Origin of the sequence: Algoriphagus boritolerans DSM 17298 = JCM 18970, assembly GCF_900108085.1 — a bacterium.
Taxonomy (GTDB): Bacteria; Bacteroidota; Bacteroidia; order Cytophagales; family Cyclobacteriaceae; genus Algoriphagus; species Algoriphagus boritolerans.
The window spans coordinates 16,338-42,152 of the sequence record NZ_FNVR01000031.1; the positions used below are offsets into that span (position 1 = coordinate 16,338).

General features: G+C 44.6%; 19 protein-coding genes. 7 read left to right on the forward strand and 12 right to left on the reverse strand.

Going from position 1 to position 25,815, the window contains the following annotated elements; genetic code table 11:
• Window positions 1-216: 216 nt before the first annotated feature.
• Window positions 217-546, reverse strand: a complete 330-nt coding sequence (locus C4S61_RS18465; RefSeq protein WP_103926273.1) for a PadR family transcriptional regulator — start codon at window positions 544-546, stop codon at window positions 217-219.
• Between the two features lie 525 nt (window positions 547-1,071).
• On the opposite strand from C4S61_RS18465, the gene C4S61_RS18470 reads away from it, so the two are divergent.
• Both C4S61_RS18470 and porU2 read left to right on the forward strand, forming a co-directional pair.
• On the forward strand, window positions 1,072-2,154 hold the full coding sequence (locus C4S61_RS18470) for a putative type IX sorting system protein PorV2 (RefSeq protein WP_407640581.1): 1,083 nt from the start codon (window positions 1,072-1,074) through the stop codon (window positions 2,152-2,154).
• Entirely contained in the window at window positions 2,151-7,175 is a 5,025-nt protein-coding gene (porU2, locus tag C4S61_RS18475; RefSeq protein ID WP_103926274.1) for a putative type IX secretion system sortase PorU2, read from the forward strand. The genes C4S61_RS18470 and porU2 overlap by 4 nt, the downstream gene beginning before the upstream one ends.
• On the opposite strand, the gene C4S61_RS18480 is transcribed toward porU2, so the two are convergent.
• Complete coding sequence (locus C4S61_RS18480; RefSeq protein WP_146064441.1) at window positions 7,172-7,867, reverse strand: VTT domain-containing protein; 696 nt, start codon at window positions 7,865-7,867, stop codon at window positions 7,172-7,174. The genes porU2 and C4S61_RS18480 overlap by 4 nt on opposite strands.
• Window positions 7,868-8,191: 324 nt before the next feature.
• On the opposite strand from C4S61_RS18480, the gene C4S61_RS18485 reads away from it, so the two are divergent.
• Window positions 8,192-9,337 carry a cystathionine gamma-synthase gene (locus C4S61_RS18485; RefSeq protein WP_103926276.1) on the forward strand — a complete coding sequence of 382 codons (1,146 nt, stop codon included), beginning with the start codon at window positions 8,192-8,194 and terminating at the stop codon, window positions 9,335-9,337.
• Here the strand turns inward: C4S61_RS18485 and C4S61_RS18490 are convergent.
• The 4 genes from C4S61_RS18490 to C4S61_RS18505 are packed head-to-tail and all read right to left on the reverse strand — an operon-like array spanning window position 9,334 to window position 17,031.
• A complete protein-coding gene (locus C4S61_RS18490; RefSeq protein WP_103926277.1) occupies window positions 9,334-10,167 on the reverse strand; it encodes a hypothetical protein in 834 nt (277 codons plus the stop codon). The genes C4S61_RS18485 and C4S61_RS18490 overlap by 4 nt on opposite strands.
• Window positions 10,168-10,169: 2 nt before the next feature.
• On the reverse strand, window positions 10,170-11,120 hold the full coding sequence (locus tag C4S61_RS18495) for a Smr/MutS family protein (protein ID WP_103926278.1): 951 nt from the start codon (window positions 11,118-11,120) through the stop codon (window positions 10,170-10,172).
• The gene (locus C4S61_RS18500) at window positions 11,117-12,415 is read right to left on the reverse strand and encodes a cryptochrome/photolyase family protein (RefSeq protein WP_103926295.1); all 1,299 of its coding nucleotides are present in this window, start codon (window positions 12,413-12,415) and stop codon (window positions 11,117-11,119) included. Before C4S61_RS18500 ends, C4S61_RS18495 begins: the two co-directional genes overlap by 4 nt.
• A 41-nt stretch (window positions 12,416-12,456) precedes the next feature.
• Window positions 12,457-17,031 carry a translocation/assembly module TamB domain-containing protein gene (locus tag C4S61_RS18505; protein ID WP_235010103.1) on the reverse strand — a complete coding sequence of 1,525 codons (4,575 nt, stop codon included), beginning with the start codon at window positions 17,029-17,031 and terminating at the stop codon, window positions 12,457-12,459.
• A 29-nt stretch (window positions 17,032-17,060) separates the two neighbouring features.
• Here C4S61_RS18505 and tsaD point away from each other — a divergent pair, with 29 nt between their 5' ends.
• The 4 genes from tsaD to C4S61_RS18525 are packed head-to-tail and all read left to right on the forward strand — an operon-like array spanning window position 17,061 to window position 19,819.
• Window positions 17,061-18,074 carry a tRNA (adenosine(37)-N6)-threonylcarbamoyltransferase complex transferase subunit TsaD gene (gene tsaD, locus C4S61_RS18510; protein WP_103926280.1) on the forward strand — a complete coding sequence of 338 codons (1,014 nt, stop codon included), beginning with the start codon at window positions 17,061-17,063 and terminating at the stop codon, window positions 18,072-18,074.
• 1 nt (window position 18,075) lies between these two features.
• The gene (smpB, locus tag C4S61_RS18515) at window positions 18,076-18,543 is read left to right on the forward strand and encodes an SsrA-binding protein (protein ID WP_103926281.1); all 468 of its coding nucleotides are present in this window, start codon (window positions 18,076-18,078) and stop codon (window positions 18,541-18,543) included.
• On the forward strand, window positions 18,506-19,303 hold the full coding sequence (locus C4S61_RS18520) for a hypothetical protein (RefSeq protein ID WP_146064442.1): 798 nt from the start codon (window positions 18,506-18,508) through the stop codon (window positions 19,301-19,303). Before smpB ends, C4S61_RS18520 begins: the two co-directional genes overlap by 38 nt.
• Window positions 19,304-19,306: 3 nt before the next feature.
• A complete protein-coding gene (locus C4S61_RS18525) occupies window positions 19,307-19,819 on the forward strand; it encodes an HNH endonuclease (RefSeq protein ID WP_103926283.1) in 513 nt (170 codons plus the stop codon).
• A 59-nt stretch (window positions 19,820-19,878) separates the two neighbouring features.
• On the opposite strand, the gene C4S61_RS18530 is transcribed toward C4S61_RS18525, so the two are convergent.
• From C4S61_RS18530 to C4S61_RS18550, 6 genes are all read right to left on the reverse strand, one after another.
• On the reverse strand, window positions 19,879-21,357 hold the full coding sequence (locus C4S61_RS18530; protein ID WP_103926284.1) for a sodium:solute symporter: 1,479 nt from the start codon (window positions 21,355-21,357) through the stop codon (window positions 19,879-19,881).
• A 100-nt stretch (window positions 21,358-21,457) separates the two neighbouring features.
• On the reverse strand, window positions 21,458-22,390 hold the full coding sequence (locus C4S61_RS18535; RefSeq protein WP_103926285.1) for a dihydrodipicolinate synthase family protein: 933 nt from the start codon (window positions 22,388-22,390) through the stop codon (window positions 21,458-21,460).
• A 20-nt stretch (window positions 22,391-22,410) separates the two neighbouring features.
• Window positions 22,411-23,412 (reverse strand): sialidase family protein, encoded by a 1,002-nt coding sequence (locus C4S61_RS18540; RefSeq protein ID WP_235010105.1) that lies wholly within the window; start codon window positions 23,410-23,412, stop codon window positions 22,411-22,413.
• A gap of 268 nt (window positions 23,413-23,680) precedes the next feature.
• Window positions 23,681-23,941 (reverse strand): hypothetical protein, encoded by a 261-nt coding sequence (locus C4S61_RS18545; protein WP_103926287.1) that lies wholly within the window; start codon window positions 23,939-23,941, stop codon window positions 23,681-23,683.
• 33 nt (window positions 23,942-23,974) lie between these two features.
• Window positions 23,975-24,139 carry a hypothetical protein gene (locus C4S61_RS21915; RefSeq protein ID WP_160111273.1) on the reverse strand — a complete coding sequence of 55 codons (165 nt, stop codon included), beginning with the start codon at window positions 24,137-24,139 and terminating at the stop codon, window positions 23,975-23,977.
• Between the two features lie 120 nt (window positions 24,140-24,259).
• Window positions 24,260-25,711, reverse strand: a complete 1,452-nt coding sequence (locus C4S61_RS18550; RefSeq protein WP_103926288.1) for a PhoPQ-activated pathogenicity-related family protein — start codon at window positions 25,709-25,711, stop codon at window positions 24,260-24,262.
• Window positions 25,712-25,815 lie beyond the last annotated feature (104 nt).

The window sequence follows — 25,815 nt, forward strand, 5'->3', positions numbered from 1 at the left end:
TTGGTCAGATAGCCTGTCCCGATTTTTCTTCGGGAGAATCTCGCATGCATTATAATCATCCCAGTGTGTGATTTTTTAGTCATGCTCGATTTCATGTGATTATGATTTTTTCTTTAAGGCCACATGGAATCTCACATGATTTGCCAAAATCCATTTTTAGTGTTGCCATGCAAATGCTCGATTTCATTGTAATTCTGTTTTAAGGTTGGTTCGGAATCAATGCTTAGCCGTGATTTCAGTAGTAGAATTGACCAACGAAGACCAAGTTTCTGAGAGGGTGAGCAGGAATTTTTTCCCTTTTTCGGTAATAGAATAGTACTTTCGGGGAGGTCCTGATTCGGACTCTACCCAACGATAAGTGACAAGTTCGGCAGACTTGAGTCGATTGAGCAGGGGGTAGAGGGTGCCTTCGACCACGATCATCTGAGCTTGGGTGAGCTCTTCGATCAAGTCCGAAGTATAGACCTCGCCCCGGGAGATGATGTGCAATACGCAAAACTCCAGGAGTCCTTTGCGCATTTGAGTCTGTGTGTTGGCGACGTTCATGGTATGGTGATTAAATCTCCGTTCGGAGTATACTAATTCATTTCATCTGTTTACAACTTGATTTTAATTGGTCAGATAGCCTGTCCCGATTTTTCTTCGGGAGAATCTCGCATGCATTATAATCATCCCAGTGTGTGTCACCGAAGGGGGCATGCTCGATTTCACTAGTCAGGATTCAAAGAAAAATGATACCAATCTTTTCCAAGCTACCTTGTATAACCTAATTCCTTGTAAAAACCAGGAAGTGTAGATTCCCTAGTGCTATAAAAGAGGCCCAATAAGCTTAAATTTGGCTGTTCCTGAAATTCTAAAAATGAAGACTATTTTTTATGCTAAACGATCGCAGTGTTTGATCCCATTATTTTCTGTTCTACTATGAGACAGAAAAGTGTCCGATGATGTACATTACAATGCGTTTAATTGAATTAATTTCATAAGAGTTAACTTTGGTTTTTGAATTTGAATTATTTTGGACTTGTGAAAATCAAAAGATTTAAATTTTTCTGTTTCAGCGTTCTAAGCCTTATCCCGGTGTTTTGGGTTAATCTCCTCTTTTCACAGGATCTTACGCCCAAATACTCCAATGAATTTCTAAGTATTGGCGTTGGTGCAAGAGCTTTGGGGATGGGAGGTGCTCAGGTAGGGGCAGTTAGGGATGTGACGGCGGCATATTGGAACCCCGCTGCACTCACCGGTATCCGGCATCAATACGAGTTTTCTCTGATGCATGCGGAGTATTTCGCAGGCATTGCCCAATACGACTATTTGGGCTTTAGTACTGCTCTGGGAAATCAAAATCAACTTGCTGTTTCATTGATCCGGTTTGGTGTGGATGATATTCCGGATACCCGATTTCTGTATGATGCCAATGGCGCGATTAATTATAACAACATCCAGTTTTTCAATGCCGCGGATTATGCTTTGTTACTTAGTTTCGCCCGTGATATTTCTGACAAAATCAAACTTGGGGCAAATGCAAAGGTGATTCATCGGAATGTCGGGAAGTTTGCACAGGCATGGGGTTTTGGGCTGGATGTGGGAGGAATCTACATTCAAAAGCGCATGACAGTCGGCTTGATGCTCAGAGACATCACGACCACCTATAATGCCTGGACTCATGATGCAGAAATGGTCCGGGACATTTATTCACAGACAAATAATGAAGTTCCCATTAATTCAGTGGAAATCACTTTGCCTAAAGCAATTGCAAGTATTGCCTATGATTGGAAATTGGGAGAGCAGTTTAATCTACTTACAGCCTTGGATTTAGAAACGACTTTTGACGGTGCAAGAAATACGGTATTGTCCGCATCCACTCTTAGCATTGATCCTAGATTTGGTTTGGAGTTAGGATTCAAGCAGCTGGTGTTTGTGCGAGTGGGAGTAGGCAATTTCCAATACATCAAGGATTTTCAGGGAGCTGAATCGCTCAACTTTATGCCGTCGGCAGGTTTGGGGGTGATACTCAATGAGCGTTTTCAGATTGATTATGCACTTTCGGATTTGGGGGATGTTTCGGAAAGTCCTTATTCCCATATTTTCAGTGTAAAAGTAAGTTTGGAAAAGCTTTCTTCGGATTTCAGAAAATTTAAAGCTTGGGATAGATGAAACTCAAACAAACCTTGCTGACTTATTGGATTCTGGGTTTTGTGCTGACAATTGCAAAAGCCCAAGATCCTATCTGGTATGATTATTCGTTGACCTATTATAAGATTCCAACCGCTCAAGATGGAATTTATCGGATATCTGCTGAGGCCCTTCAAGCTTCAGGAATTAATTTGGAAGGTCTTGATCCACGGATGATTCGGGTCTTTCACCGAGGAAAGGAAGTAGCAATCCATGTAGAAGGAGAAAATGACGGCAAAGTTGACCCCCAGGATTTCATTGATTTCTATGGCATTAGGAATGATGCCGAGCTGGACAAAAAACTTTATACCAAACTCCCCACTGTCCCAAATCCATACTATAATACCTATACGGATACCACGGCATTTTTTCTGACTGTAACTCCCGGCACACCGGGCAAGCGGATGGCCCAAAGGTCAGTTCCTGCTTCCAATCTCGCACAAGCGGTCAGCTTTGAGACAGAAAGCCTTCAGGTGTTTTCGGATCAATATTCCTTAGGCAGAGCGTATGCTTTGGGATTTAGACGATCTTCCTATGATATCGGACAAGGTTGGATGGGGACGGTGATCACCAAAGGGAACGCCCGAGATTTGACTTTCGCAGGTTTGGGGACAATTCTGAACGCAGGGGTAGCTCAATTGGAAATCGGTTTGGTGGGCAGGTCAGAGAATACTCATTTGGTTTCGATCAGTGCCGGCCCTCTTTCCGGTACTCAAAGAGCCTTATCGCAGGCCAATTTTTCAGGATTTGAAAATCCTCAACTCACCCTTGATTTGCAGATGAGCGATTTTAATTCGAATGGTTCGCTCGTAGTCAAAGTCCTGCCTCAAGGACCTCAGTCTGTAGATAATGTCTCGGTAGCTTATGCCAAAATTACATTTAGGAAGCCGGTGCAGCCTGGAGATTTTGAACCCCGGCTGATGATTTTTCCGGAAGGAAATCAGCGGGCTGTGATCAGTCAGGTTCAGGAAAATTATGTGGCAGTCGATGTTTCTGATCGATTCAATGCTCAAAAAGTAGGGGTCTCCAAAACAGGAACAGCTATAAATTTCACAGCATCTGTAACCGGTCGACCAAGTAAAATCTGGATTCAATCTGACAGATCAGTGATTTCCGTGACTGCCATGCAGCGGGTGAAATTTCGAAATTACCTTTCCCAGGCAGCGAATTATATCCTAGTAGGCCATCGGGAACTTGAAAAACCCAGCACTACCTATGCCAATCCACTTAAAATGTACGCCCAGCATCGGGCTTCTGATTTAGGTGGAGGCTTTGACACCCTGACTGTACGAATGGAGGAAATCTACGATCAGTATGGATATGGTGAAAAGTCTCCGGTGGCTTTGTATGAGTTTTTTAGATCCTATTATCCCGTACACAAGCCGACTCATGTCCTGTTGGCAGCCAGGTCACTTGCTATCTATTCTCAGACGAGATGGAATAATCAGAATGTATTCTACCGCAAAGCTCCCCAAGCTTTTGCGTTTCAGGATTTGGTCCCTGTGGGAGGCTATCCCTTTTCTGACAATGTCTATGCACTGGATCTTGATCCGGCTAATCCTACCATACCTGCATTTGCCATAGGAAGAATTCCTGCCAAAAACTCCCAACACCTCGCAGACTATCTGGACAAGGCAATTGAAAAAGATCAGGTAGGTGTCAGTGAACCTTGGCAGAAAGAGTTGATCCACCTTAGTGGAGGAGTATCCGAATTTGAATTAGAACGATACTTCAATTTCCTAAATGGCTTTAAAGCAATCGCAGAAGGACCGTTTCTCGGCGGCAATGTGACTACCTATCGAAAGCGCTCCAATTCTGTAGTAGAAGCCATTGACATATCCGGTGATCTCAATGAAGGTCGATCCATGTTGACTTTCTTCGGTCATGGAGCTCCTACGGTCATCGATATCGAAATCGGGTTTGCCTCTGACCCTACCCTGGGTTATGCCAATAAGGGTAAATACCCGATCATGTTATTCAATGGTTGCGATTATGGAAGTGCATTTACCACGGTGTATACCCAAGGGGAAGATTGGGTGATCACGCCCGAAAAAGGGGCGGTAATTATCCTGGCAAATACTTCGTTAGGCGTAGATGTGTATCTGAGAAGGTATTCTGATCAGTTTTACCTTACAGCCTTTGCAGATAGCACAAAAATTTACCGGACTATCGGAGAGGTGAAACAAGAAGCGGAAAGGATTTTTGTGGAAACTTATGGTACCAATCCGCTAAACTACTCCCACATGGAGCAGATGGTGATGCAAGGAGATCCTGCCATTCGGATTTTTCCTGCGGACAAGGCAGATTATGCAGTCAAAGTCGATGAAGTGAGTCTGGGTACCATCGATGGCTCACCGCTTTCTGCGATTTCAGAAACGTTAAAACTCTCATTTGTAGTGAGAAATCTGGGTATCGTCAATCGGGACTCGCTGGATTTCAAAATTGAGCGAAAGCTGCCTGATGGTACGATGATCAGCTTTGATCCGGTTCGGACTGCATCCATATCCAGATCAGATACTTTGACTTTTTCTGTGCCGAATTTCCTGGTAGATGCTGCCGGAGAAAACCAATTTACGATCTCAGTAAACACGGATCAGTCCGTGCCCGAAATGACGTTTGCAAATAATAGCATCACCTACACAGAATTTATTCCACTCAGTGGGACGATCAATCTCTATCCAACCGATTTTGGAATTGTTAATCAAAAGGATATCAAACTGGTAGCGCAGGCTCCGGGGAAATTGACTGAAAACAGAACACTAATCCTCCAGCTGGACACGACAATCAATTTTAATTCTACTTTCAGAAAAGAGATCCGAACTACCACTTCAGGTTTGGTGGAGTGGCCGGTCAGCCTCTCGGCAGGGAACGACTCTACGACCTATTACTGGAGATCCAGGTATCAGGAACCTAAAGGAGGAGAAACAGATGCCTGGTCTACCAGCAGTTTTTCTTTTATCCCAAATTCAGGAAATGGCTGGACTCAGCGGGTGGAAGACCAGTTGGATCAAAGCGAATTGGAAAACATCAAGCTGAATTCCTCTCGGAAATCCTGGGAATACATCAGCCAAAAAATCAGCGTTGAAGCATTTACAATCGGGACAGCAGTAGACTCGCTCAATTTCCGAAATACACAATTTTACTATGACAATATTCCGCAGATCATTGACAATGTAAACAATGCCAACAGTCGACTCTGTCCCAATGGATCAATTGGATTGGTGGCGATCGATCAAAAAACCTTGCTTCCCTACCTGGCGGTGCCTGTTCCGGGATTTGATATCCTTGATTCCCGAGCTTGTGGACGAGTGCCTCAGATGATACAAAGCATTCAAAATGCCTGGATTACCACACCGGGCAATACCATTTTACAGGACTACGTCCGGGGAGTGAAAGAAGGGGATTATGTGGTCATTTTCACCGTTGGAAATGTGACTTTTGATGCTTGGCCGGAGCGTGCCTATCAAAGCCTTCGGGAATTTGGGGCAAACGAGGCCACACTCAGAGCTCTAAAGACCGGCGATCCCTACATTCTTTATGGACGAAAGGGAATGCGTGCCGGAGAATCGATCGAGATCGTTGGCAATCCCAATTTTGAACAACCCGCGTCCCAACAAACCCTAAGTTTCAAATCAGAAATTGAGGGCTACTTCACCAAAGGGGTGATCCTTAGCCCGAGGATAGGGCCTGCATCCACCTGGGAGCGATTTTTTCAGAATGTAAATGCCAGAAACTGGATCAATGAGGAGGAGTTTACCCAATTTGATATTTTGGGCGTTACCGAAGGTGGCGAAGAAGAGGTCTTACTTGAAAATACGCTTGATCAAGAAATTGACCTTTCGTTTATCAATCCGCTCAGCTATCCCTATCTCATACTGAGGTATGAAATGAACGACGAAAATTCCACACGGCCCGCCCAGCTGGATAAATGGCAAGTGAATTTTGTGGGAGTGCCAGAAGGGGTTTTGCTGGAGAAAAATCCGGGAGACCGAATCAGGTTGCGAGAGGGTCAAAGCTCAAAAATCGACTTTATCTTCAAAAATGCTTCGATTTACGACTTTTTGGATTCGATACAGGTCGATTACAAGATGACCAATCTTACGACCAAAAAAGTCGAAAACTTCACCCTAAAACTTCCTGCTCTCAAAGCAGGCGAGCAGGCAGAATTTACTGTAGAATTTAATAGCATTGACAGGGTGGGTGAGACTGAGTTGGAAGTTTTTGCCAACCCAAGAATCCTACGGGAACAAACCTATCGGAATAATCTGATCGATCTGGGAGTGGCATTCGAAGTGGAAGGAGATAACTCCACGTCGTTGTTGGATGTGAATTTCGATGGAATCTACATCATGGATGGTGATTTGGTTTCTCCTAATGTAATGGTCACAGCACTTCTCAAAAACGATCAAACCTTACTTTATAAAAAGGATACGCTTGGAATGGAAATATTCCTCAAGCAAAATTGTGAGGGCTGTCAATTTACCAAAGTCAATTTCTCCGATCCAAACCTGACTTGGGCTCCTGCCACGGAAAATGAGAGTTTCAGAGTGTCGTTTATCCCCGGGCCATTGGAGGACGGGATTTACACCCTGAGGATAACCAATGAGGATTCCCCACAGCCGTATGAGATCACCTTTGAAGTAGTCAATGAGTCACAGATTACCAATTTCTATCCTTATCCCAATCCTTTTAGCACCTCAGTGAGGTTCGTCTTTACACTCACCGGAGCAGAAATTCCCGATGAGATTAAAATCCAGATCATGACCGTGACCGGAAAAGTCGTGCGTGAAATTCTCCAAAATGAACTCGGGCCGATTCGGATTGGGAACAATATCACTGAATATGCATGGGATGGAAGGGATGAGTTTGGAGATCAACTGGCCAACGGTGTGTATATCTATCGGGTACTGGTACGAAAAAATGGTCAATTCATGGAACACAGGCCGACTGCCGGAGACCGTGGATTTACCAAAGGATATGGCAAAATGTTTTTGCTTCGTTAGGTTCTGGAGGTTTTCAGATTTCGGTAAATTCCCCAAAAACTAATAAAAAACAGCATCCCCAAAATGATCCATTGCACAGGATCATTCATCGCTTTTTTTGCGTCCAGAAATGAACTTGCCAAAAGTCCAGTTCCAAAAGCTAGGAGCGTTCTGGGAAGCATCCCCGGAATCCCATAAATGAGAACGTTCTTCAGCTCAATTTTAAGCGAGGCAAAAAGGAAATTGGATATGGCAAAGGGGACCACAGGACTGATTCGGATAAAAAAAATCAAACTTTCAGGTCGCTGAAGTCTCCTTTCCAGCTGCTGATTAAAATCTGGTCTTTGCATGGAAAGCAGGGGTAAAAAATCAGCATTTAGTACCTTCCCCAACGTATAGCCTATCACATTGGCAAGCAAATAACCGAGGAAAAATCCGGGGAAACCGATCCAGCCAAAAAAAAAGCCGGTGGCAAGGGCAGTAAGTGTCGTGGGAAGAAAGGCAAATCCTAAAAGAAAAGCTGTGGCGACAGTAAAAACAAGATGGTCCTGTACTTGCCTAAGTTGAAAACTTTCAGGAATACCATGGTTGGCCAGAAGGAAAAGACTTCCTATACCAGGCATTACCAATACCCAAATCCATCCAAGCGTTGCTTTTGGGTGAGCGCGCAGGTACGTGGCTATAGTTTTGAATATGCTGGCCTTTTTTGTCATCTTTGATGTGCTGTTGCTAGGAATTGGCTTGGATTTCCAGGCAAGTTTAGCACTCCAAATCGGATTTCCACCGGAAATCACCCACCCCACTGAAAATCTCGATCATAAGAACATAAACTCAAAAATATCTTTACATGAAATCGAGCATGCCCCCTTCGGTGACACACAGAGGGATGATTATAAACCATGCGAGATTCCATGTGGCCATTAAAAAACAAATTATAAGCATATGAAATCGAGCATGCCCCCTTCGGTGACACACAGAGGGATGATTATAAACCATGCGAGATTCCATGTGGCCATTAAAAAACTAATTATAAACATATGAAATTTGGTACCAAAGCCATTCATGCCGGCGTAAGCCCTGATCCATCTACCGGCGCCATCATGACTCCGATTTATCAGACGTCTACTTATGTCCAAAAATCACCCGGCGATCATCAGGGCTATGAATACAGCAGAACTCACAATCCTACCCGAACCGCCCTTCAAAACAGCCTCGCTGCTTTGGAAAACGGAAAACACGGCATCTGTTTTTCTTCAGGACTTGGAGCAATCGATTCTGTGATTAAGCTTTTCAATCCCGGAGATGAAATCATCTCTACCAATGACCTCTATGGCGGAACTTACAGGCTTTTCACCAAAGTATTTGAGCGCTATGGGATCAAGTTTCACTTTGTGCCGATGGCTGACCCTGAGTCACTTTCATCCTATGTGAATCAAAATACCAAGATGGTGTGGGTGGAGACACCTACTAACCCGATGATGAATATCATTGACTTGGAGGCGGTGGCGGCGTTCAGCAAAATGCACAATTTATTACTGGCGGTGGATAATACGTTTGCTTCTCCATACCTTCAGAATCCTCTGGATTTCGGAGCGGATATCGTGATGCATTCGGTTACCAAATACCTTGGCGGTCATTCTGATGTGGTGATGGGCGCTTTGGTAGTCAATGATGATGAGCTCGCCTCCAGATTGGTTTTTTTACAGAATGCCTGCGGTGCCACTCCCGGCCCGCAAGATTGCTTTTTGGTACTTCGGGGGATCAAGACCCTGCACCTGAGAATGGAGCGCCACTGCCAAAATGGGAAAACCATCGCTAGTTATCTCAAAAATCATCCTAAAGTAGAAAAAGTATATTGGCCAGGATTTGAAGATCATCCCAATCATCTTGTAGCCAAAAAGCAAATGCGTGACTTTGGAGGAATGATATCATTTACCCTGAAGGGGAATCGGCTCGAAGACGCCAAAAAGGTCATGGAGAATTTCGAGCTTTTTGCATTGGCTGAGTCACTCGGAGGGGTGGAATCGCTTTGCGGTCATCCGGCATCCATGACCCATGCCAGTATTCCTAGGGAAGAACGTGAAAAAGTAGGTCTGGTGGATTCACTGATCAGACTGAGTGTCGGTGTGGAGGATGCTGAAGATCTCAAAAATGACTTGTTGCAAGTTTTGGCTAAAATCTAAACCAGGATTTTGTTTAAAAAGGAAAAGGCCTGTTTTTCGATTTCGGAAGACAGGCTTTTCTTTTCTTCCTTCAGTTCTTTGATCCATTCCATGTACTTTTTGGAAATGGAGGTTTTCTCTGCCAAAAATCCCGAAAGGGTCTGAAAAGCCAGATGGTTGGAATACCAAGGTTTGAGGTTTTCTTTGAGTTGGGCAATTTCATCATGGATCGAGTTGACAAATATCGGGTTGAATCCAAGCTGAATGAGGAGGTTTTCCAACATGATTATCTTTCGTAGGCTCTCAAACAAATCGCGGAATCCCTGACTGTGAATGGGGGATTTGAGCTCCTTGTGGATAGATTCCAGTTCCTCCTGCACCAACTGATTAATCGCAGTATTGATCGTCAAGGGTTTGATACCACGGCTGGCGAGGAGTGCTTTTTCCCTGAAATCATCCCAGATTTTCAGTGAGCTGCCGACCGCGAGCTCGAATGCTTCCTTTTGGATTTTTCTTTTTTGGACCAACAGATACGCGCGATAGCTGTCGTAGAGCAATCCGCTGTCTTCTTCTCTGGATTTGAGATTGCCCTCGACCAACTTCAGGTGATGGGTTTTCCTAAGTGCTTTTTTCAGCGATTTAAAAGGAGAAAAAAGGTCGTTTCCCTGGTTTTGACTCTCGAAGTCGATCTTTTCCATCAGATCAGCAAAAAGCTCCAAAAACTCCAGTTTCAACTGTAATTCAATGGCTTTCTTGGATTTCACCTGCTTGCCAAGCGCAAGGAACAGCAACTTCGCTTCTTGATGTTGCTGATCAAAAATATGGAATACCGGAGAAGTCTTGAAAGGCATGTTTAGGAAATTCGTACCAAGGTAGCACCAAAGCCCCATTGATCTTTCTGAGTGTCCTGAAAGTACTTAATATTTCCTAATTGGCTGAGTCGCTTGTGGATTTCTTTTCTCAGAACACCATTTCCCACCCCATGAATAAAGGTGATCTCGTCCATCCCGGAAGTGAGTGCCTGATTGAGGTTTTTTTCGAAGATTTCCAGCTGGATTCGCATCTTTTCCGAATTGCTTAACCCGTCCGGATCAGGGTGAAGTTGCTCGATGTGGAGATCTATGGATCGGGGGGGCTTTTCTGCTTTGATCGGCTCCGGTCGGTTTGAGATTTGGTTGAGTTCGGCATTCAGACTGCGAATGTCCAGCTCCTTAGTGGTCTGCTCCATGGCAAACAAATAGGCGTTTTTCCCCAAGATTGGTGCTGTACTCAGATGCTTGAAAAACTGCGTTGCCTTCATTTTCATCTGTCGTTCAAAAGCCGGAATTGCTTTTTCAAGTTTGTTCTGAATCGGAATGAATCGGATCAAAAAAGCTGGCCATTCGTCCATTTCTTTCAATAGCCGATCATCGATTTTCTTACTTTCTCCGGGGTTTAAAGTGCCTGCAAAGAGTGTTCGATGATTCGCCCCGAAGACCTCCGAAGTATGGACCAGGTAGGGCTGATGGCTGTCATTGATCAGGTAGAGACTCAGACTTTGATCATTGATGGGAAGAAAGGCCAGGTAAAGGCCCTGATCTTTAGGAGCTGATATTGGCATGGGGGCCTCAGGTTCTTTTTCGACACCCACGTTTGCTCCAAAGTAGTTTGCCTCCACCTCCGAAATGATTACCACCTCAGATTTCATTGCAGGGATCAAAAAACCATCCTCTATCTCCACTTCTATTCTGCCGGATGAGGAGATCTTTCGAACGATTCCTTGTTCTGTTCCATGCAGTAATCTTACTTTGTCGCCGATGTTCATTGATTGAGTGCTTGCTTGTAGGTTTCGATTGCCCTTACTCTGGCAAACTTATGATCTACAATAGGTTTTGGATACTTGGAAGTTCCCAGTTCGGGAATCCATTTTTTGATATATTTTAGCTCTTTATCGAATTTTTCCGTTTGAGAATCGGGATTGAAAACCCGGAAATAGGGTTGGGCATCAGTGCCTGTGCCTGCCGCCCATTGCCATCCTCCATTGTTTGAGGCCAGTTCAAAGTCCAGTAGTTTTTTTGCAAAATACGCCTCCCCCCATTTCCAGTCGATCAGGAGGTGTTTGGTAAGGAATGAAGCGACTACCATTCTTACCCTATTGTGCATGTAGCCTGTGGCGTTGAGTTCCCGCATGCCCGCGTCTACTATGGGGTAGCCGGTATTGCCCTCACACCAGGCCTGAAAATCTTCCGTGTTGTTTCGCCATGGAATCTGATCATAGGCAGGCTTGAAGGCTCGCTCTACCACTTGCGGATTATAGGCCAATATCATCATGTAAAATTCCCGCCAGATCAATTCGTTTAGATAGGTTTCGTTGAGGCTGGCAGCAATTTGGACTAATTTTCTAATAGAAATCGTTCCAAATCGGAGATGGATCCCCAAGCGGGAAGTTCCGTTTTGGGCTGGATAGTTTCGTGTTTTGTCGTAGTGTCGGATGATGTCTTGGTCGGCTACTTTTGGCGGAATCTGGATGTTAGTTTCCTCAAATCCCATTTCCTTCAACGAAATAGCTTTCAGAGAATCAACAAAATGAAGGTTTTTCCAATTGGGAGCTTCCAGAGTTTGCACTTTGGTGTGATGGTATTTGTCCAACCAATTACGGGAAAAAGGAGTGAATACTTTGTAAAAATCTCCTGATCCGTTTAGAATTTCTCCCGGTTCAAAGATTAGCTGGTCTTTGAAGCTAAAAAGTGAAATTCCCTTTTCTTTTAATATTGTTTCAATTTTTGCATCCCGCTCTTTTGCATAGGGTTCATAATCCCTGTTGGTGTAGACCGCCTGGATGTCATACTCGTTCAATAGCGCTACGTAGATCTCCTCGGGCTTACCGTATTTGATGAGCAGCGTGCTACCTTTTTTCTCCAGTTGAGATTTGATTTCGATGAGTTGGGAATGGATAAATTCTACCCGCGCGTCTGCTTTATCCTCAAGTTTGTCCAGAATAGTTCTATCAAAAATAAAGAGGGGGAGAACATTTTTTTCCTGCTGCAGGGCATAAAAAAGTCCAGTGTTATCTTCTAGCCGAAGGTCTCTGCGAAACCAGAAAAGGGTGATTTTTTCCATAAAGTCTTTTTGAAAGAAAGTATTGAGTCCTGAAAAATGTTTCAAAAATCTTCTTTGGAAGGGATTCGATCCTTTAATGGTGGTAGAGGAGGTTCTTTTCTCGGAGGGAGATTTTCCAAGTCCAGGGGTTTCCATTCCGGATTTCCCTGATATTCATCTCTGAGAAAATCATCCGTGTCAGAGATGGTCAGTTTGTCCGAGTTTTTGCCGGTGATTTTTTTGAAAAGTTCAGAAAATGAATTGAAGGAAACGTTTTGCGTAAGTGAGGCGCCGTAGGTTAGTACGTTTTGGGTAAGGGAAAGAGAGGTGAAGGTGTTGTAATTGTTTCGGTTGAAAACCCGAAGACGATAGACTCCATCCTCTGTGATCATGTATTCCGCTTGCCAGTCACCGATCACTGATGCGGCACTGGCATTGCCCTGGTTGTCAGTAAAACCTCCGTCTCTGGACACTCTAAGCCTCCCGTCCAGAAAGGTGTAAGCGACGCTGAGTTGGAAATTTTCCAATGCATTTTCATCCAGGGAGGCAAGGTCAATGTTGACTTCGAGGTTTTTATCGACTTGACCAATGAAGCTGTTGAGCTGGGAGGAAAGTAGATTTCCCAAACTCGAAGAAATGGTGGAAACACCCGAAAACTGCCCTTCAGGGGAGAAATTGCGTGTCATGATCACGGCGAAAACCTGGCGGTTCATTTCCTGTTCATCAGCAGCCAGCCGACTTTGAAAGGCGGATATAGTCGTCTGCACATCCCCACTAGAGGGGAATTGTCCAAAGTCAAAACCAAACTTGATATCTGGAGAAAGCAACTCTCCCTGAAGGTCCATCAGTACTTTTAGCGGATACCTTCTCCGCATTTGGCTGTTTTCGGATACCGAAGAAGAGGAGAGCAAGGGCTGCAGGGATATGTTTTCCTCGTAGACCGCCTTTAGATTCATTATCCCCTGGTAAGGATCTCCAAACCAGGTAATCCGTCCTCCCGGCTCAATCACAAATTTCTTCTTGACAATATTGTAAAGTGAAAAATTGTACTGACCCTGAGTGATTTCATAATTCCCTGTCAAAGCAAAGTTACCCTGTGTATCGATGTTCATCGTCAGGATTCCCCGACCTCTTGCTTCCAGGCTTTCTTCCGTTTTGGGGTCGATGATGATCTCAGCAATGGCATCCGGGGTGATGTCCAAAATGAAATTCATCCGTACATTTTCAATATCCAGGCGATTGATATCTTCAGCCAGTTGCTGTATTCGAACGGTATCCTGAATGTTGATAATCTGAATAAAATCCTCCTGATATTGGGTATTGCTGCTGGTAAGGGGGATATAAATGCTAGTATTGGGCTGAGTAGTCGCTCTTGCGGTGATATCGAGGTTGGTTGTGCTGCCTCTGACTGTCAGTGTACCCGTGGCGAAAGCTGTTCCGAAGAAAACGTCATTGTCTCTGGCGGTGGTGTTTAATACCTGGAAGTTGCTCAGGGTAGAGCTGATATCCAGAAAGATATTATTGAATCCGGTGTGATTCAATCCACCTGTAAAAGTGGCTCGATTTCCATTCAAATCTCTGAAAATCAAATCTCTAAAGCTGATCTGTTTCGGTTGGAAAAGAATGTTTCCATCTAAGGTATAGCTGGTGTTCAGAAAATTTATCCTGACTTTCCCTTGGTTTATCCGACCGCTGCCTATTACTTCAGGGACATCGACAGTACCTCTGATTTGTAAGTTTCCGGTGACGGTGCCATCTAGTCTAGAAATGTAATTGGAAAGAAAGGGTTCGAAAATGACAAGGTTCGCCTCTGTCATGACTGCATCCAGATCGAGGTTTTGATACTCAAGACCCACGATGCCCTTGATATCGATTTTCTTTTGGCCATTGATTTCGTTTTCCAGATCCAGGATCAGCTCATTCTCCTGAAGCTTGGCCGAAGCAGCAATATTTCCGATAGGAAAGCTGTTGATTTCTGTACCCAGGATAAAAAGATCCCCTTCGATACGGGCTTTTTCCAATAGATTTCGTAATTGAAAGTCACCATTAGCGGTTCCCAGGAATTCCTGTGTGGTGAGCGTATTCAGGATATCTATTCCTACATCCCGAAAGAATAAATCAAGAACATCTTCCGGGTTTTGGCTGATTTTTCCATCCACACCGAGGGACTGTTCCTCATTGGAAATTTGAAGTTTGTTGATTGTGATTTCTCCATTGGATACCAGAATCTGATTGTCAGCATCAAAATTCCAATCCCTATCCAATACTTTTAATAAGGAAGGAAGAAAGTGTAATTCAGTACCTGTGGTAGAAAAGATGGTTTCGGCTGAGATTCTGGCTTTACTTTGAGTTGAATTTTGATCTAGGCTGAACTCCAGGTCAAGGTTATTTTGATCCCAAATTGCTTCAAGTCCAAGATTTTCAAATCCCAGTGTGCTTCCTACTTTTTGTTCTTTGGAATACACATAAAAAGAAGCTAAAATATCCGCGCTGTTGATGATTTTGGAGGTGTTGAAGTCAATGTTGGTTCCGAAGGCCGTGTTCCCCTGATAGGTTAGCGTGTCAATACTGCTGAAGAAATTAAATACGGTGTTTTCGGGAGTCTGGTAAAACGCTCCCTCCAAAATAGTGTTCTTCGAAATGGAAAAATCCGGCTGAAACAGTTGAATCAGTGGGTTGAGGTCTTGCATTCGGACATTTAGGTCAAGATTGTAGGCTTCCGAAAAATTCTCTTCCAGATTGGCGATGGGCTGTTCTTCATTGAGCAAAATAGAAAGATACTGACGGCTGAGAATATCCAGGTCCCGTGTCATTTGTTCCAAATTAAACTGACCCGATGCGGCTGCTACGAGGTAATCTGAATTGAGGGAAATTGTCCGGGTACCCCCCGCGAAAAGTGACTGAAAAAAGAATCCACCCACATCAAGAAAACGGTTTTCGTAGCCCACTTTGATGTCTGAAAACCGGGCGATTCCCTGAATATCATCCAAGGTGATCCCCTTGGTGTCAATGTCCAATTTTCCGCTGATAAACGAAGGCGTATTCACCAGATTAATCTGATCCAAAAATGCCGTGTCCAATTGTACCAGCATTCGTATCGAATCTACGGATTCATTCAGGTTGACATAGCCTTTTGCCTGGGCTTTTAAGTTAGGATCATCGATTGAGAGATTCCCCCGGAATAAATTCAATCCATAGGTTGCATCGGTTCTGATGTTTGTAAAATTGTAATTGTTTAAGCCGATTTCAGAAATACTTGCATTTAGATCAATGAGGGCATTTTTAGCTGAATTTCCCTTGATATTCACATTTCCGTCCAGACTTACTTTTTGGAGTAATTCTGGATTTTCTGCCAAAATTCCCATATCCAGATTCTGAATGCGCAGTCTGGATACAATGGAAGGAATACCCTTGACCAAATCGTAATTTATCCTCCCCTCCAAATTCCCTATGCTCGTCCGAAAGTCTCCATTGGTGACAAATCGGGTTGGGAGCCCGGTGAAATCTGCATCCAATCGGATCAGGTTAAATTTGTTGATTTCCTTCTCCAATTCTGGTGTCAGATAGGGAGCGAGATCCCGGGCCGATATGACCGAGTTTTTGAGTGAAAGATTGAGGTAAGTGGTTTGGATGTCAGGTAAGCCATCCAGTTCAAAAGCTCCAAAAATGGCTGTTTTTTCTCCCAGTCGAATTAAAAATTCCTCTGACTTAATATCAGACACAGTGCCCGTGACAGCTCCGCTCAGGAAGATTTCATCATCAAACTCCGGTAAGGAAGGAGCGAAAACACGAAGGTCGGCCAGCAGGATTTTTGTTTCATCCATTCTCACGGTCAGCTTGACCTGATCGATAAAATCCGAAAACCCATCCGGACCAACGAGATCCATTCTGAGGTAATTCTTGATTTGGCTGCCCTCAGATCTGAGATTTAATTGATCAAGTTCAAGAAACGTTGGAGCATAGGTCAACTTGGTCTTTAGCTCTTGGATTTTCAGCCCGGAAGTCTGTTCGATTCCGCTTAGATGCTTGAAATTGATGCCAATTTCCCCATTTTTTATTTGGAAATCCACTGCATTGGCGATGATGTCCCGGAATTGAATATTGGTGTAATCAAAGCCCGAAACCACGGGATTAGCATTGTTGTTGATCAGTGAAAAAGTAGTCTGTCGCAGTTGAATTGATCCGATGGAGAAGTTAACAGGAGCTTTTGCCGTGGTGTCTTTGGAGCCAAAAAGCATTCCCAATTCTTTGATCCACAGATTGATGTTGAGGGCAGTATCTCCTTTATGGGTTATGAAATTCACTGCTCCCCTGTCCAGCCTCACCGCATCCACCACAAAGTCTCCGGGAGGAATCAGAGAAAGCAAGGAAAAATCCGCATGGGCCTTTTCTGCCCCGATCATCAGGCTGTCCTTATGATCCCGGATAGTTAGATTTTCCAACTCCAAAGCATCCCACCAGGATAGTTGAATTCTACCGATGTCGGTTTTAAAGTTGGAATTTTCATTCAAATACCCCGTGACCCGATCGATCACCCAGTTTTGAACCCTGGTGACTTGTAGCGAAAGCGCCACAGAAATCAACAAAAGTAGGGCGGAAAAAACTACCCAAAGGATTACCCGGAAAGCTTTGTGCAAAAAATCCGTAACTTTCGAGTTCTTTTCCAATGGGTAACAGGGATATTTCTATACTAGCAATCGAATCATCGTGTGATGAGACTTCGGCGTCCATTATAGTAAATGGTAAAGTACTTAATAATATTGTCGCCACGCAATCCGTACACGAAAAATATGGTGGGGTAGTTCCCGAACTTGCATCCCGCGCACACCAAGAAAACCTCATTCCTGTGATTCAGGAGGCTATTTTGTCTTCAGGTGTTTCCAAAGGACAATTGTCGGCCATTGCATTTACCCGTGGTCCCGGATTGATGGGTTCGCTCTTGGTGGGCGTGAGTTTTGCCAAAGCTTTTGCGACAGCATTGAAGATTCCACTGATTGATGTCAACCACATGCAGGCGCATGTCTTGGCTCATTTTATCGAGGATCCAAAACCAAAGTTTCCATTTATCTGCCTCACAGTAAGTGGAGGGCACACCCAGTTGGTGTTGGTGAAAGATTACCTGGAAATGGAAGTCATCGGTGAGACCCAGGATGATGCGGTCGGGGAGGCGTTTGACAAGACAGCAAAGCTTCTCGGATTGCCTTATCCGGGCGGACCGCTGGTGGATAAATATGCGAAGGAGGGAAATCCGAAGGCGTTTAAATTTCCAGTTACCCGGATGCCCGGTTTGAATTATTCTTTTTCCGGAATAAAAACAGCCGTGCTTTATTTTCTCAGAGATCAGCTTCAGCTGAATCCGAATTTTATCACCGAAAACCTGCCTGACCTTTGCGCCAGCATCCAATACACGCTGATCGAAATGCTTCTGATCAAATTAAAAGAAGCAGTCAAGCAGTATGGGGTAAAAGAAATCGCCATCGCTGGCGGGGTTTCGGCTAATTCCGGTTTGAGAGAAACCCTTGCAGAGCTGGCACGAAGAAAAGGATGGAACCTTTACGTCCCAAAATTCGAATATTGCACGGACAACGCAGCCATGATTGCCATGGCGGCTCACTACAAATACATTAAAGGGGAATTTGTCGGACTCGACGTCACCCCTTTGGCAAAAATGAAACTCTGATATGGCTAAGTCCAACCGCTTTGAAAAATTCGTCAACATCAAGAATAAGAAAGCAAGCTTTGAGTTTGAATTCATTGATACCTATGTCACCGGCGTGATGCTGACGGGGACTGAAATTAAGTCTATTCGAGAGAGCAAAGTATCGCTCACTGAAGCGTTTTGTATTTTTTTGGACGGGGAATTATACATCCGTCAGATGCACATCGCGCCCTATAGCATGGCGGCGAGCTACAATCACGTGTCAGTCCGGGACAGAAAGTTGCTCCTGAAGAAAAAAGAATTGGAAAAGCTCGAAACTAAGTCTGCCGAAAAGGGCCTTGCAATCATTCCTGTTCGTATATTTATCAATGACCGTGGCTTGGCAAAACTGGAAATTGCGCTGGCCCGGGGAAAGAAAACACACGATAAACGTCAGGATCTGAAGGAAAAAGATGCAAAAAGAGAGCTCCAGCGAATGGCCTTTGATTGATGCATACGGGATATGTCGTCAGACAATCCTTCCACTTTACCGCCAACCTACTTTTGATTCCGCGTTGGTCAGCCAGCTACTTTTTGGCGAATGCTACCAGATTAATGGACTCACCTCCGACAGACAGTGGTTTCGGGTCTACCACGAAGACACTGGCATGGGAGGCTGGGTTTGGGCCAAACTCATCAAGGAAATCACAGGAGAAGAGTACCGGAAGTTTCTCAATCAGGACTTTCAGATCGTCACCAGTCCGATTGCTGCGATCGAATACCTCGGTACCAATCTTTACCTCCTTCCCGGCAGCCGTCTTCATTTTAGCGAATTGGAGCTTTTCAATTGGCAGGATCACATCGGCTTTACCGGCAACTACCGTCCCCATGCGGTGCGAGCCTATCGGGAGGAACTGATCGAGATAGGGCTTCGTTACCTCAATGCGCCATTTCAGGCTGGAGGTCGGAGTATTTTTGGTCTGGATGAAGAGCTGGGCTTTTCGCTGATTTTTGCGATCGCAGGATATGCTTGGATTTCGGGAAAAATTCCCGGCAAGAGCGTAAGTCCTGAGGAAGCTATACCCGGTGATTTGTTTGTTTTCAGAGACCTGGAAAAGCAAGAGTCCCACTTTGGGCTGTTTTTGGGTGCGGAGGAAATCCTCTGGATGGATAACAAAATGAAAGTATCCGATTTGGACGAGTGGGAGGATTTTTTGAGAAACAATACCGGTGAGCAGGTTGTTTTTGACGCAAGATCGATTTTAGGATAAGGTATGGAAAAGCGGGTTTTGGTACTAAACTTAGATCATTCGCCGGTGGCAGTTGTGCCGGTGCAGAAAGCCATTGTGCTTTGCCTGCTGGAAAAAGCCAATATCCTGTCCACTTACGAACTCTTGCAGATCCGGACCGTGGATCGCAGTTTCGATTATCCAGCTGTTATCCGACTGACTCAATACAAAAACATTCCCTTTCGAGGCGTTTTGCTCAACCGGAGCAACCTTTTCAAGCGCGACAATGGGGAATGTCAGTATTGCGGAAGCAAAAGGCACCTGACCATTGATCATATCATTCCCAAGTCCAAAGGAGGCAAGACCAACTGGACCAATCTGGTCACCGCCTGCAATCGCTGCAATGTGAACAAAGGCGATAAAACTCCCGAACAGGCAGGTTTGGTTCTTCGATCCCAACCTTTTAAACCTTCACTTTCTTACTTTTTGGCAGAATATGCCGAGCGGCAGGCTGAGGAATGGTTGCCGTTTTTGGGTAGTCGAATTATGAATCCCTGAGTTCCTTCGTTATTCGGCTTTCGAGGTTTGATGTTTTGAATTTTAGGAAGATCAGGTAATTATCCTTTTGCTTTAGCCGAAGCTTGAGTGAACCAAGTCAACCCAAACCCCACCAAAAAAATCGTCAGCGTGCCCATCACGATTGTCATATTCGTGTGAAGCGGATTGGCAAAGGTTTCAGGCAACCCTTTTTGAATCAAAATCGCCGATAAACTCATCCAGCCAATCACCACTACTCCCAAAATCACAGCGAAAACGGCTTGAGGATTTTTGGCTTTCGACAGTAATCCCAAGAGAAAAAGCCCCAAAATCCCCCCGCTAAAAATCGAAGAAAGTGCCCACCAGGCTTCTAAGGCGCTGCTGACTCCGTTAAATGCCAAACCCACCACGATGCTCAGCAAACCCATAATCAGGGAGGAAAGCCTCAATACCCTAAGCGATAATTTTTCCGAGGGATTAGGATGGATGTATTTGCTGAAATGATCCGATAAAATCACCGTTGCTGAACTGTTGATGCTTGTCGAAACAGTACTCATGCCGGCGGCAAAGATGGATGCGATCAGCAAGCCTGTCACACCCACAGGAAGTTGATTGACGATGAAGTAAGGGAAAACTTTGTCTCCGGCCAGGCCCTCAGGAAGTAATTCGGGTTGTGCCTGATAATAAGCAAATAAGGCCGTCCCGATAAAAAAGAAAACCAACGACACAGGAATATACAGTAAACTTCCCAGCCAAGTAGATTTTTTGGCTTCCTCCTCGGTTTTGGCGGTCAGATAGCGCTGCACATAGCTTTGATCGATTCCGAAATTCTGCAGGTTGATAAACAAGCCATAGACCAAAATCATCCAAAAGGTGGAAGTGGTAAAATCCAGTTTGAAACTCCCCAAGCTAAATTTGTCCGCTTCATTTGCAATGCTGAAAATAGAAGAGGGTCCCTCAGGCATTCCGAAGAAAATCACGCCCAAACAGGCCAAAGCTCCTCCAATCAAAATGATTCCCTGCACCGCATCAGTCCAAATCACAGCCTCGATTCCGCCCCACATCGAATAGATCACCACGCTGATCCCTGTCAAGATGATGATGCTCGGAATACTCCAACCCAGTAAAGCATTCATCGGCAAGGCGAGCAAATACATAATCGCTCCCATTCTTGCCAATTGCGTTAGCAAATAGCAAATGGAGGCATAAATCCTCGCCCAAGCACCAAATCGCTGCTCGAGATAGAAATAAGCAGATTCACTTTTCAGTTTGCGGTAAAGCGGCACAAAATATTTCACCGCGAGCCAGGCTGCCAGAGGTATCGAAAGACTAAACACAAACCCGTTCCAATTGCCGGAAAAGGCATTTCCAGGCAAAGCCAAAAAGCTGATGCTACTCACAAAGGTGGCGAAGATCGACATTCCGATAGCCCAAGCCGGAAGACGACCGCCTCCCGTGGTGAAGTCTGAAGCTGTACGTTTTCTGAACGAAAAAGAAACACCAAAACCGACAATTGCCAACATGTAGAGGAGAAAAACGGCGAGGTCTATAAATGGCATATTCGAAGGTATGGAAGTTGGGAGGTTAGGCTGTTTGGAAATTTGGTTCCCGCTGATGAGCGCAGAAAAATTCGCTGATTATCGCAGATTAATTCACGATTTAAGACATAAAAAATTCTTGAACTCGTTTTTTGACTTCGATAAATTTAGGGTATAATTCAGCTTTTTCCGCTTCCGAATAGGGAAAAATGGGAGGAGCAAAGTTGCCTTGGCAAAGTCCTTCGAAAGTCATCGCTGCTTTTAACCCCTTTAAATAACAAGAACGATATGTGTCGTTATTGTATAGGTTTTTGCTTAGAAAGAGAATTGTGTCTTGGAGTTTCTTGACTGTTTCGGTTTCCTTTTTTTCAAAAGCTTCATAGAGTGCCACATAGAGTTTTGGGAAAAGATTGGCACCTCCGGTGACTCCGCCATGACCCCCCATTTCCAGCGTCTCAGCCAGAATCTCTTCCGGTCCGACGAAGATTTTGAACTCGGGCTGATCTTGAAACGCTTCACAAAGTGCACGAAAGTTTCCCGGATTTCCGGAGCTGTCCTTGATTCCAATGATGTTGGGATGCTTGGATAGTTCGACGGCAGTTTCGAGTTCAATGTTGATCTTGGTATGGGATGGCATGTCGTAGAGAAAAAGCGGTAATTCAGCAGAATCCGCCAGTTTTTGATAGTATGCGATCAATTCATCCTGTCCGATATTCATGTAAAATGGCGCAGCAGCAACCAATGCATTCGCGCCGGATTCCTTTGCGATAGCAGCCAAATCTAGGGATTCTATAAAGGAACAATCCGTGATTCCCACCAAGATCGGAACTCTGCCTTTTACTTGTCGACCTGTCAGTCGGATCAAATCACGTTTTACCTCGGAACTCAATCCCGCAAATTCTCCGGTGGTGCCAAGAATAAATATCCCATGGACACCTCCTGAGATCAAGTGCTCGATCAGTTTTTCTGTATGTGCGAGATCCAGGGTGAAATCAGGGTTTAAAGGAGTAATCATGGGAGGTATTATCCCCCGGAGTGTTTTTGTCAGGTTCATAGGTTTGGGGCTTGAAAAAATCAAAGACTCAGCTGTATGTATTTAATTTTCTTCCGATTGTAAGTGTAGCTGATGTGAATGGTTCCGTCTGATGCTTGAATGATTGCGGGATAGCTGAATTCTCCCTGCTCTTCGTTCTCCAATACCAGGAGCTCTTCCCAGCTGATACCATCATTGGAGCCTAAAAGGACTAATTTGTTTCTTCCTTTTTTCAGTGGATTTGCAACTAAAAGGTGATATCCGCTGGAAAGAGTCACCCCATCGATTCCTGAATTGTTGTTCTCCAGTTTGGTAGCAGTCAGAGGAGTCCAGGTTTTGCCCTGATCAGCCGACCAACTTTCCGCTACTACGCCTTCCTGAGTTCGGCACAGGACTTGGATTTTATTGTTCGGGTGAAAAAGTACGGTAGGTTGAATGGCATTGAAAGGACCTTTCAGCTCCACTTTTTCCCAGTTTTTGAGATCGGGATCCGAAAGTTCGATATGGGAAGTCCAAATGTGTTTAACCTCAAAGCTGCTGGGATGAAGCAATTGACCGTTTGGAAGCTTCACGGATTTGTTTCTTACCGGACCCAAAAAGCCCGGAGGAACTTGGGTCTCTTTGGACCAGGTTTTTCCTTCATCTTCCGATACTTTGTATTGCCCCCACCATTCTCTGGGATTAGGACCTTCTTTGTAGAATAGGACGATTTGCCCATCGTTTTTACGATGAAGGACCGGGTTCCAGGTTGGATTTCGAAAGGTCTCATTTTCAATCCCATCAGCCGCTAAGAGAGGTGTGGACCAAGTTCCGTTTTTTCGGTGAGCAGTGTAAATACTGACATCGGGATGACGCTCGTATGTCCCGCCAAACCATGCCGCCATTACTCCGTCTGAAGTTTCCAAGAGGGTGGAGGCATGACAGGAGGGGAATGGGGCCGTTTCGTAGATGAAACCTGAGGAAAGAACTTTGATTTCTGGTTTTTCCTTTGAAGAAAAAGAGAGCAGACCTAGTAGGCCTAAAAAAGAGATAAATGACATCATAGGTTAAGGGAGTTGATTGAAAAACCGAAGTTTTAACCTAACAAAAAAGCCGGACTTTTCCTCGAAACCGTCCGGCAGTGACCTGATTGGTTTTTCTAATTTTCACAAAAAAGCTATTCATTTTTTTACCTGAGGAATTCTCAATGAATTACAGGGCAGAAAGACAGGATACCGAAGACGGAAGTATTCTTCGGTCTACCGTCTTCGGTCTTCCAACCTAGTATTTTTAGTTAAATTCTTTCGGTTTAAACATTACCTTAAATCCAGACTAAATATTCCTCTCCCAAAACTCCAAAAACAACTCCCAATCCTCCCAAGTCAAGTCGTACTTTCCTTCCCGGATATGGTGTCCAACCGACTCCAAATGAACAGGTCCTTCGAGGGATTCAAATTCGGTCTCAAATACCGCTTTTTTTGGAAGGAAAATATTAATTCGCATCGTATGCTTTTTTCCATTCCGTTTCACAGGGATAGATACTTCTTCCAAATCCGCAATTTCTGGGTAGGGATTGGGCGATTCGTTGACCACTTCATAAGATATTGTATCAAAATCTTTTGGGATTTACCCATAGACTTCATCCTGAAAAAGCCTGAAAATCTCAGGTCTCCTTACCATTTCCCATTCTTCTACGGTTTGAATTAGCTTACCCTTTTCACTGATGAAAGGATCTGAAAGTGCCAATGCCGGAACTTTAATTTCGTCGTAGTTTGAAGGGTTTTGAGACATAATTAAATGGGAAAAGGAAAATAAAGGTGGAGAGAATCAAGTAAGACTTCTTCATGCGTTTTCTTGTGAAAGGTGAAGAGTAAGTGGTGAGAAGTTCCCACCACTTAGTAATCCAAGAAGTTAATTCGAAGTGGTCGCTGAAGTCCGCTTGGGTACAAATGGCTCAAATGGATAATCCCGAGGCAATACTTCAATCCCGCTGGTTACTTTTAGCGGACTTTGCCCTGCAAAAGTGAGTTCGACAAAATAGCCTCTAAAGCCTTCCTCCGGTGCTTTCATTTGTACCTCGAGTTCGCCGGATTCCGGTAAGCTAATCTCTTCAGCTACCCAGTTTGGTCCAAAGACATCAATCATAAAATTCCGCTCCAAGGGATTGTAAGCCGACCAGAGTTTCACTGAAACCGGACGGTTTTTAGGATCGGTTTTTACCAGGATCTTATCCCCATCCACTTTCCATTCGTAGGATGGCCGAGGGGTTTTATTGAGGATTGACTCATAGAATGAAATCAAATTAGGTAGCGCATCAGAGTCGCCGACATCATGTCCGGAGTTGGGGACGTACATCACGTGCTTTTCCCCGGGAAGTGCATCCCAGTAAAACTTCCAACTGTCCGGCTGGAAAAACTCATCTCCTGCGGCGTTGATTATCAGCTTGGGCATGTCGTATTCCGGTAGAAATGAATACGGTTCGGTAATTTCCATCAACCGTTCAAATTCAGGCGTGCCCACCCAATCCATCACGCCTTCCCGCACGTAATCTCCTACGGCCGGTGCCCAATACCCATAATTTCGCCAGTGATGCTCAAAGGAAGGAACCAGATTGAGCAGATCAATCACCACCGGTACGATTGCCACCACACGGTCATCCACGGCAGCAGTAGTCCATGTCGTCCAACCTCGCTTGGATGCCCCACCTACCACAAAGTTTTTCAGATCTTTAGTGTACTTTTCTTTAACCACAGTGGTCATAGCATCCATCGCCAGCTTGGCAGCTTTGGTCATCGGGAATCGAGCCAGCCAGATCGCATCTTCATCCTTGGCCCCGCCCTCGAGAAACTTCCTCCAACCATAGGATATTATTTCATCTTCATAGCGCTCACCAAAGGTGTCATTGGCAAAGGTAATCGGCTGAAATGGCACATTGTGAATCTGTGCCACGATCGAATTGGTCTGCATCGAAGCGGCTAGAATTAGTGGATCGGGTTGCTCAGGCATTTTGGAATTGGTGCTGCCGCCTCCGATCCATAGCATGCCTGTTTCGTGGGGGGTATTTTTGGGGACGACGATCGAAACCCAATGCCACCACTCGGTTTTGTCGACAAGATCCGGAGTCAACCAGTGCTGTGAGTACATTTTCAGCACAAGAAAATCGCTACTTTCTCCTGGGACAGAATGCACGATTTCGTAGCGAAAAGTAGAGTCCGGAGTGTGGACGTAATCCTTCAGCAAAGTTGCAGATTGAGTCTCAACTTCGATTTGGGTTTCAGCTGGTTTTTGACAGGAGAGAATCGTAAAAATGCTAAAAATCAGAATTATCCATTTTTTCAATAGAAAGTGTTTTTCTGTAGCCATAGCTGGATTGGGTTTAGTGTTGGGAAGTAAAAGCTAGAAAAAAAACAGGCAGCACCAAAATCGAAATGGAGCTTTTCGCGACTAAAAATCAAAGTTGGGTTTCA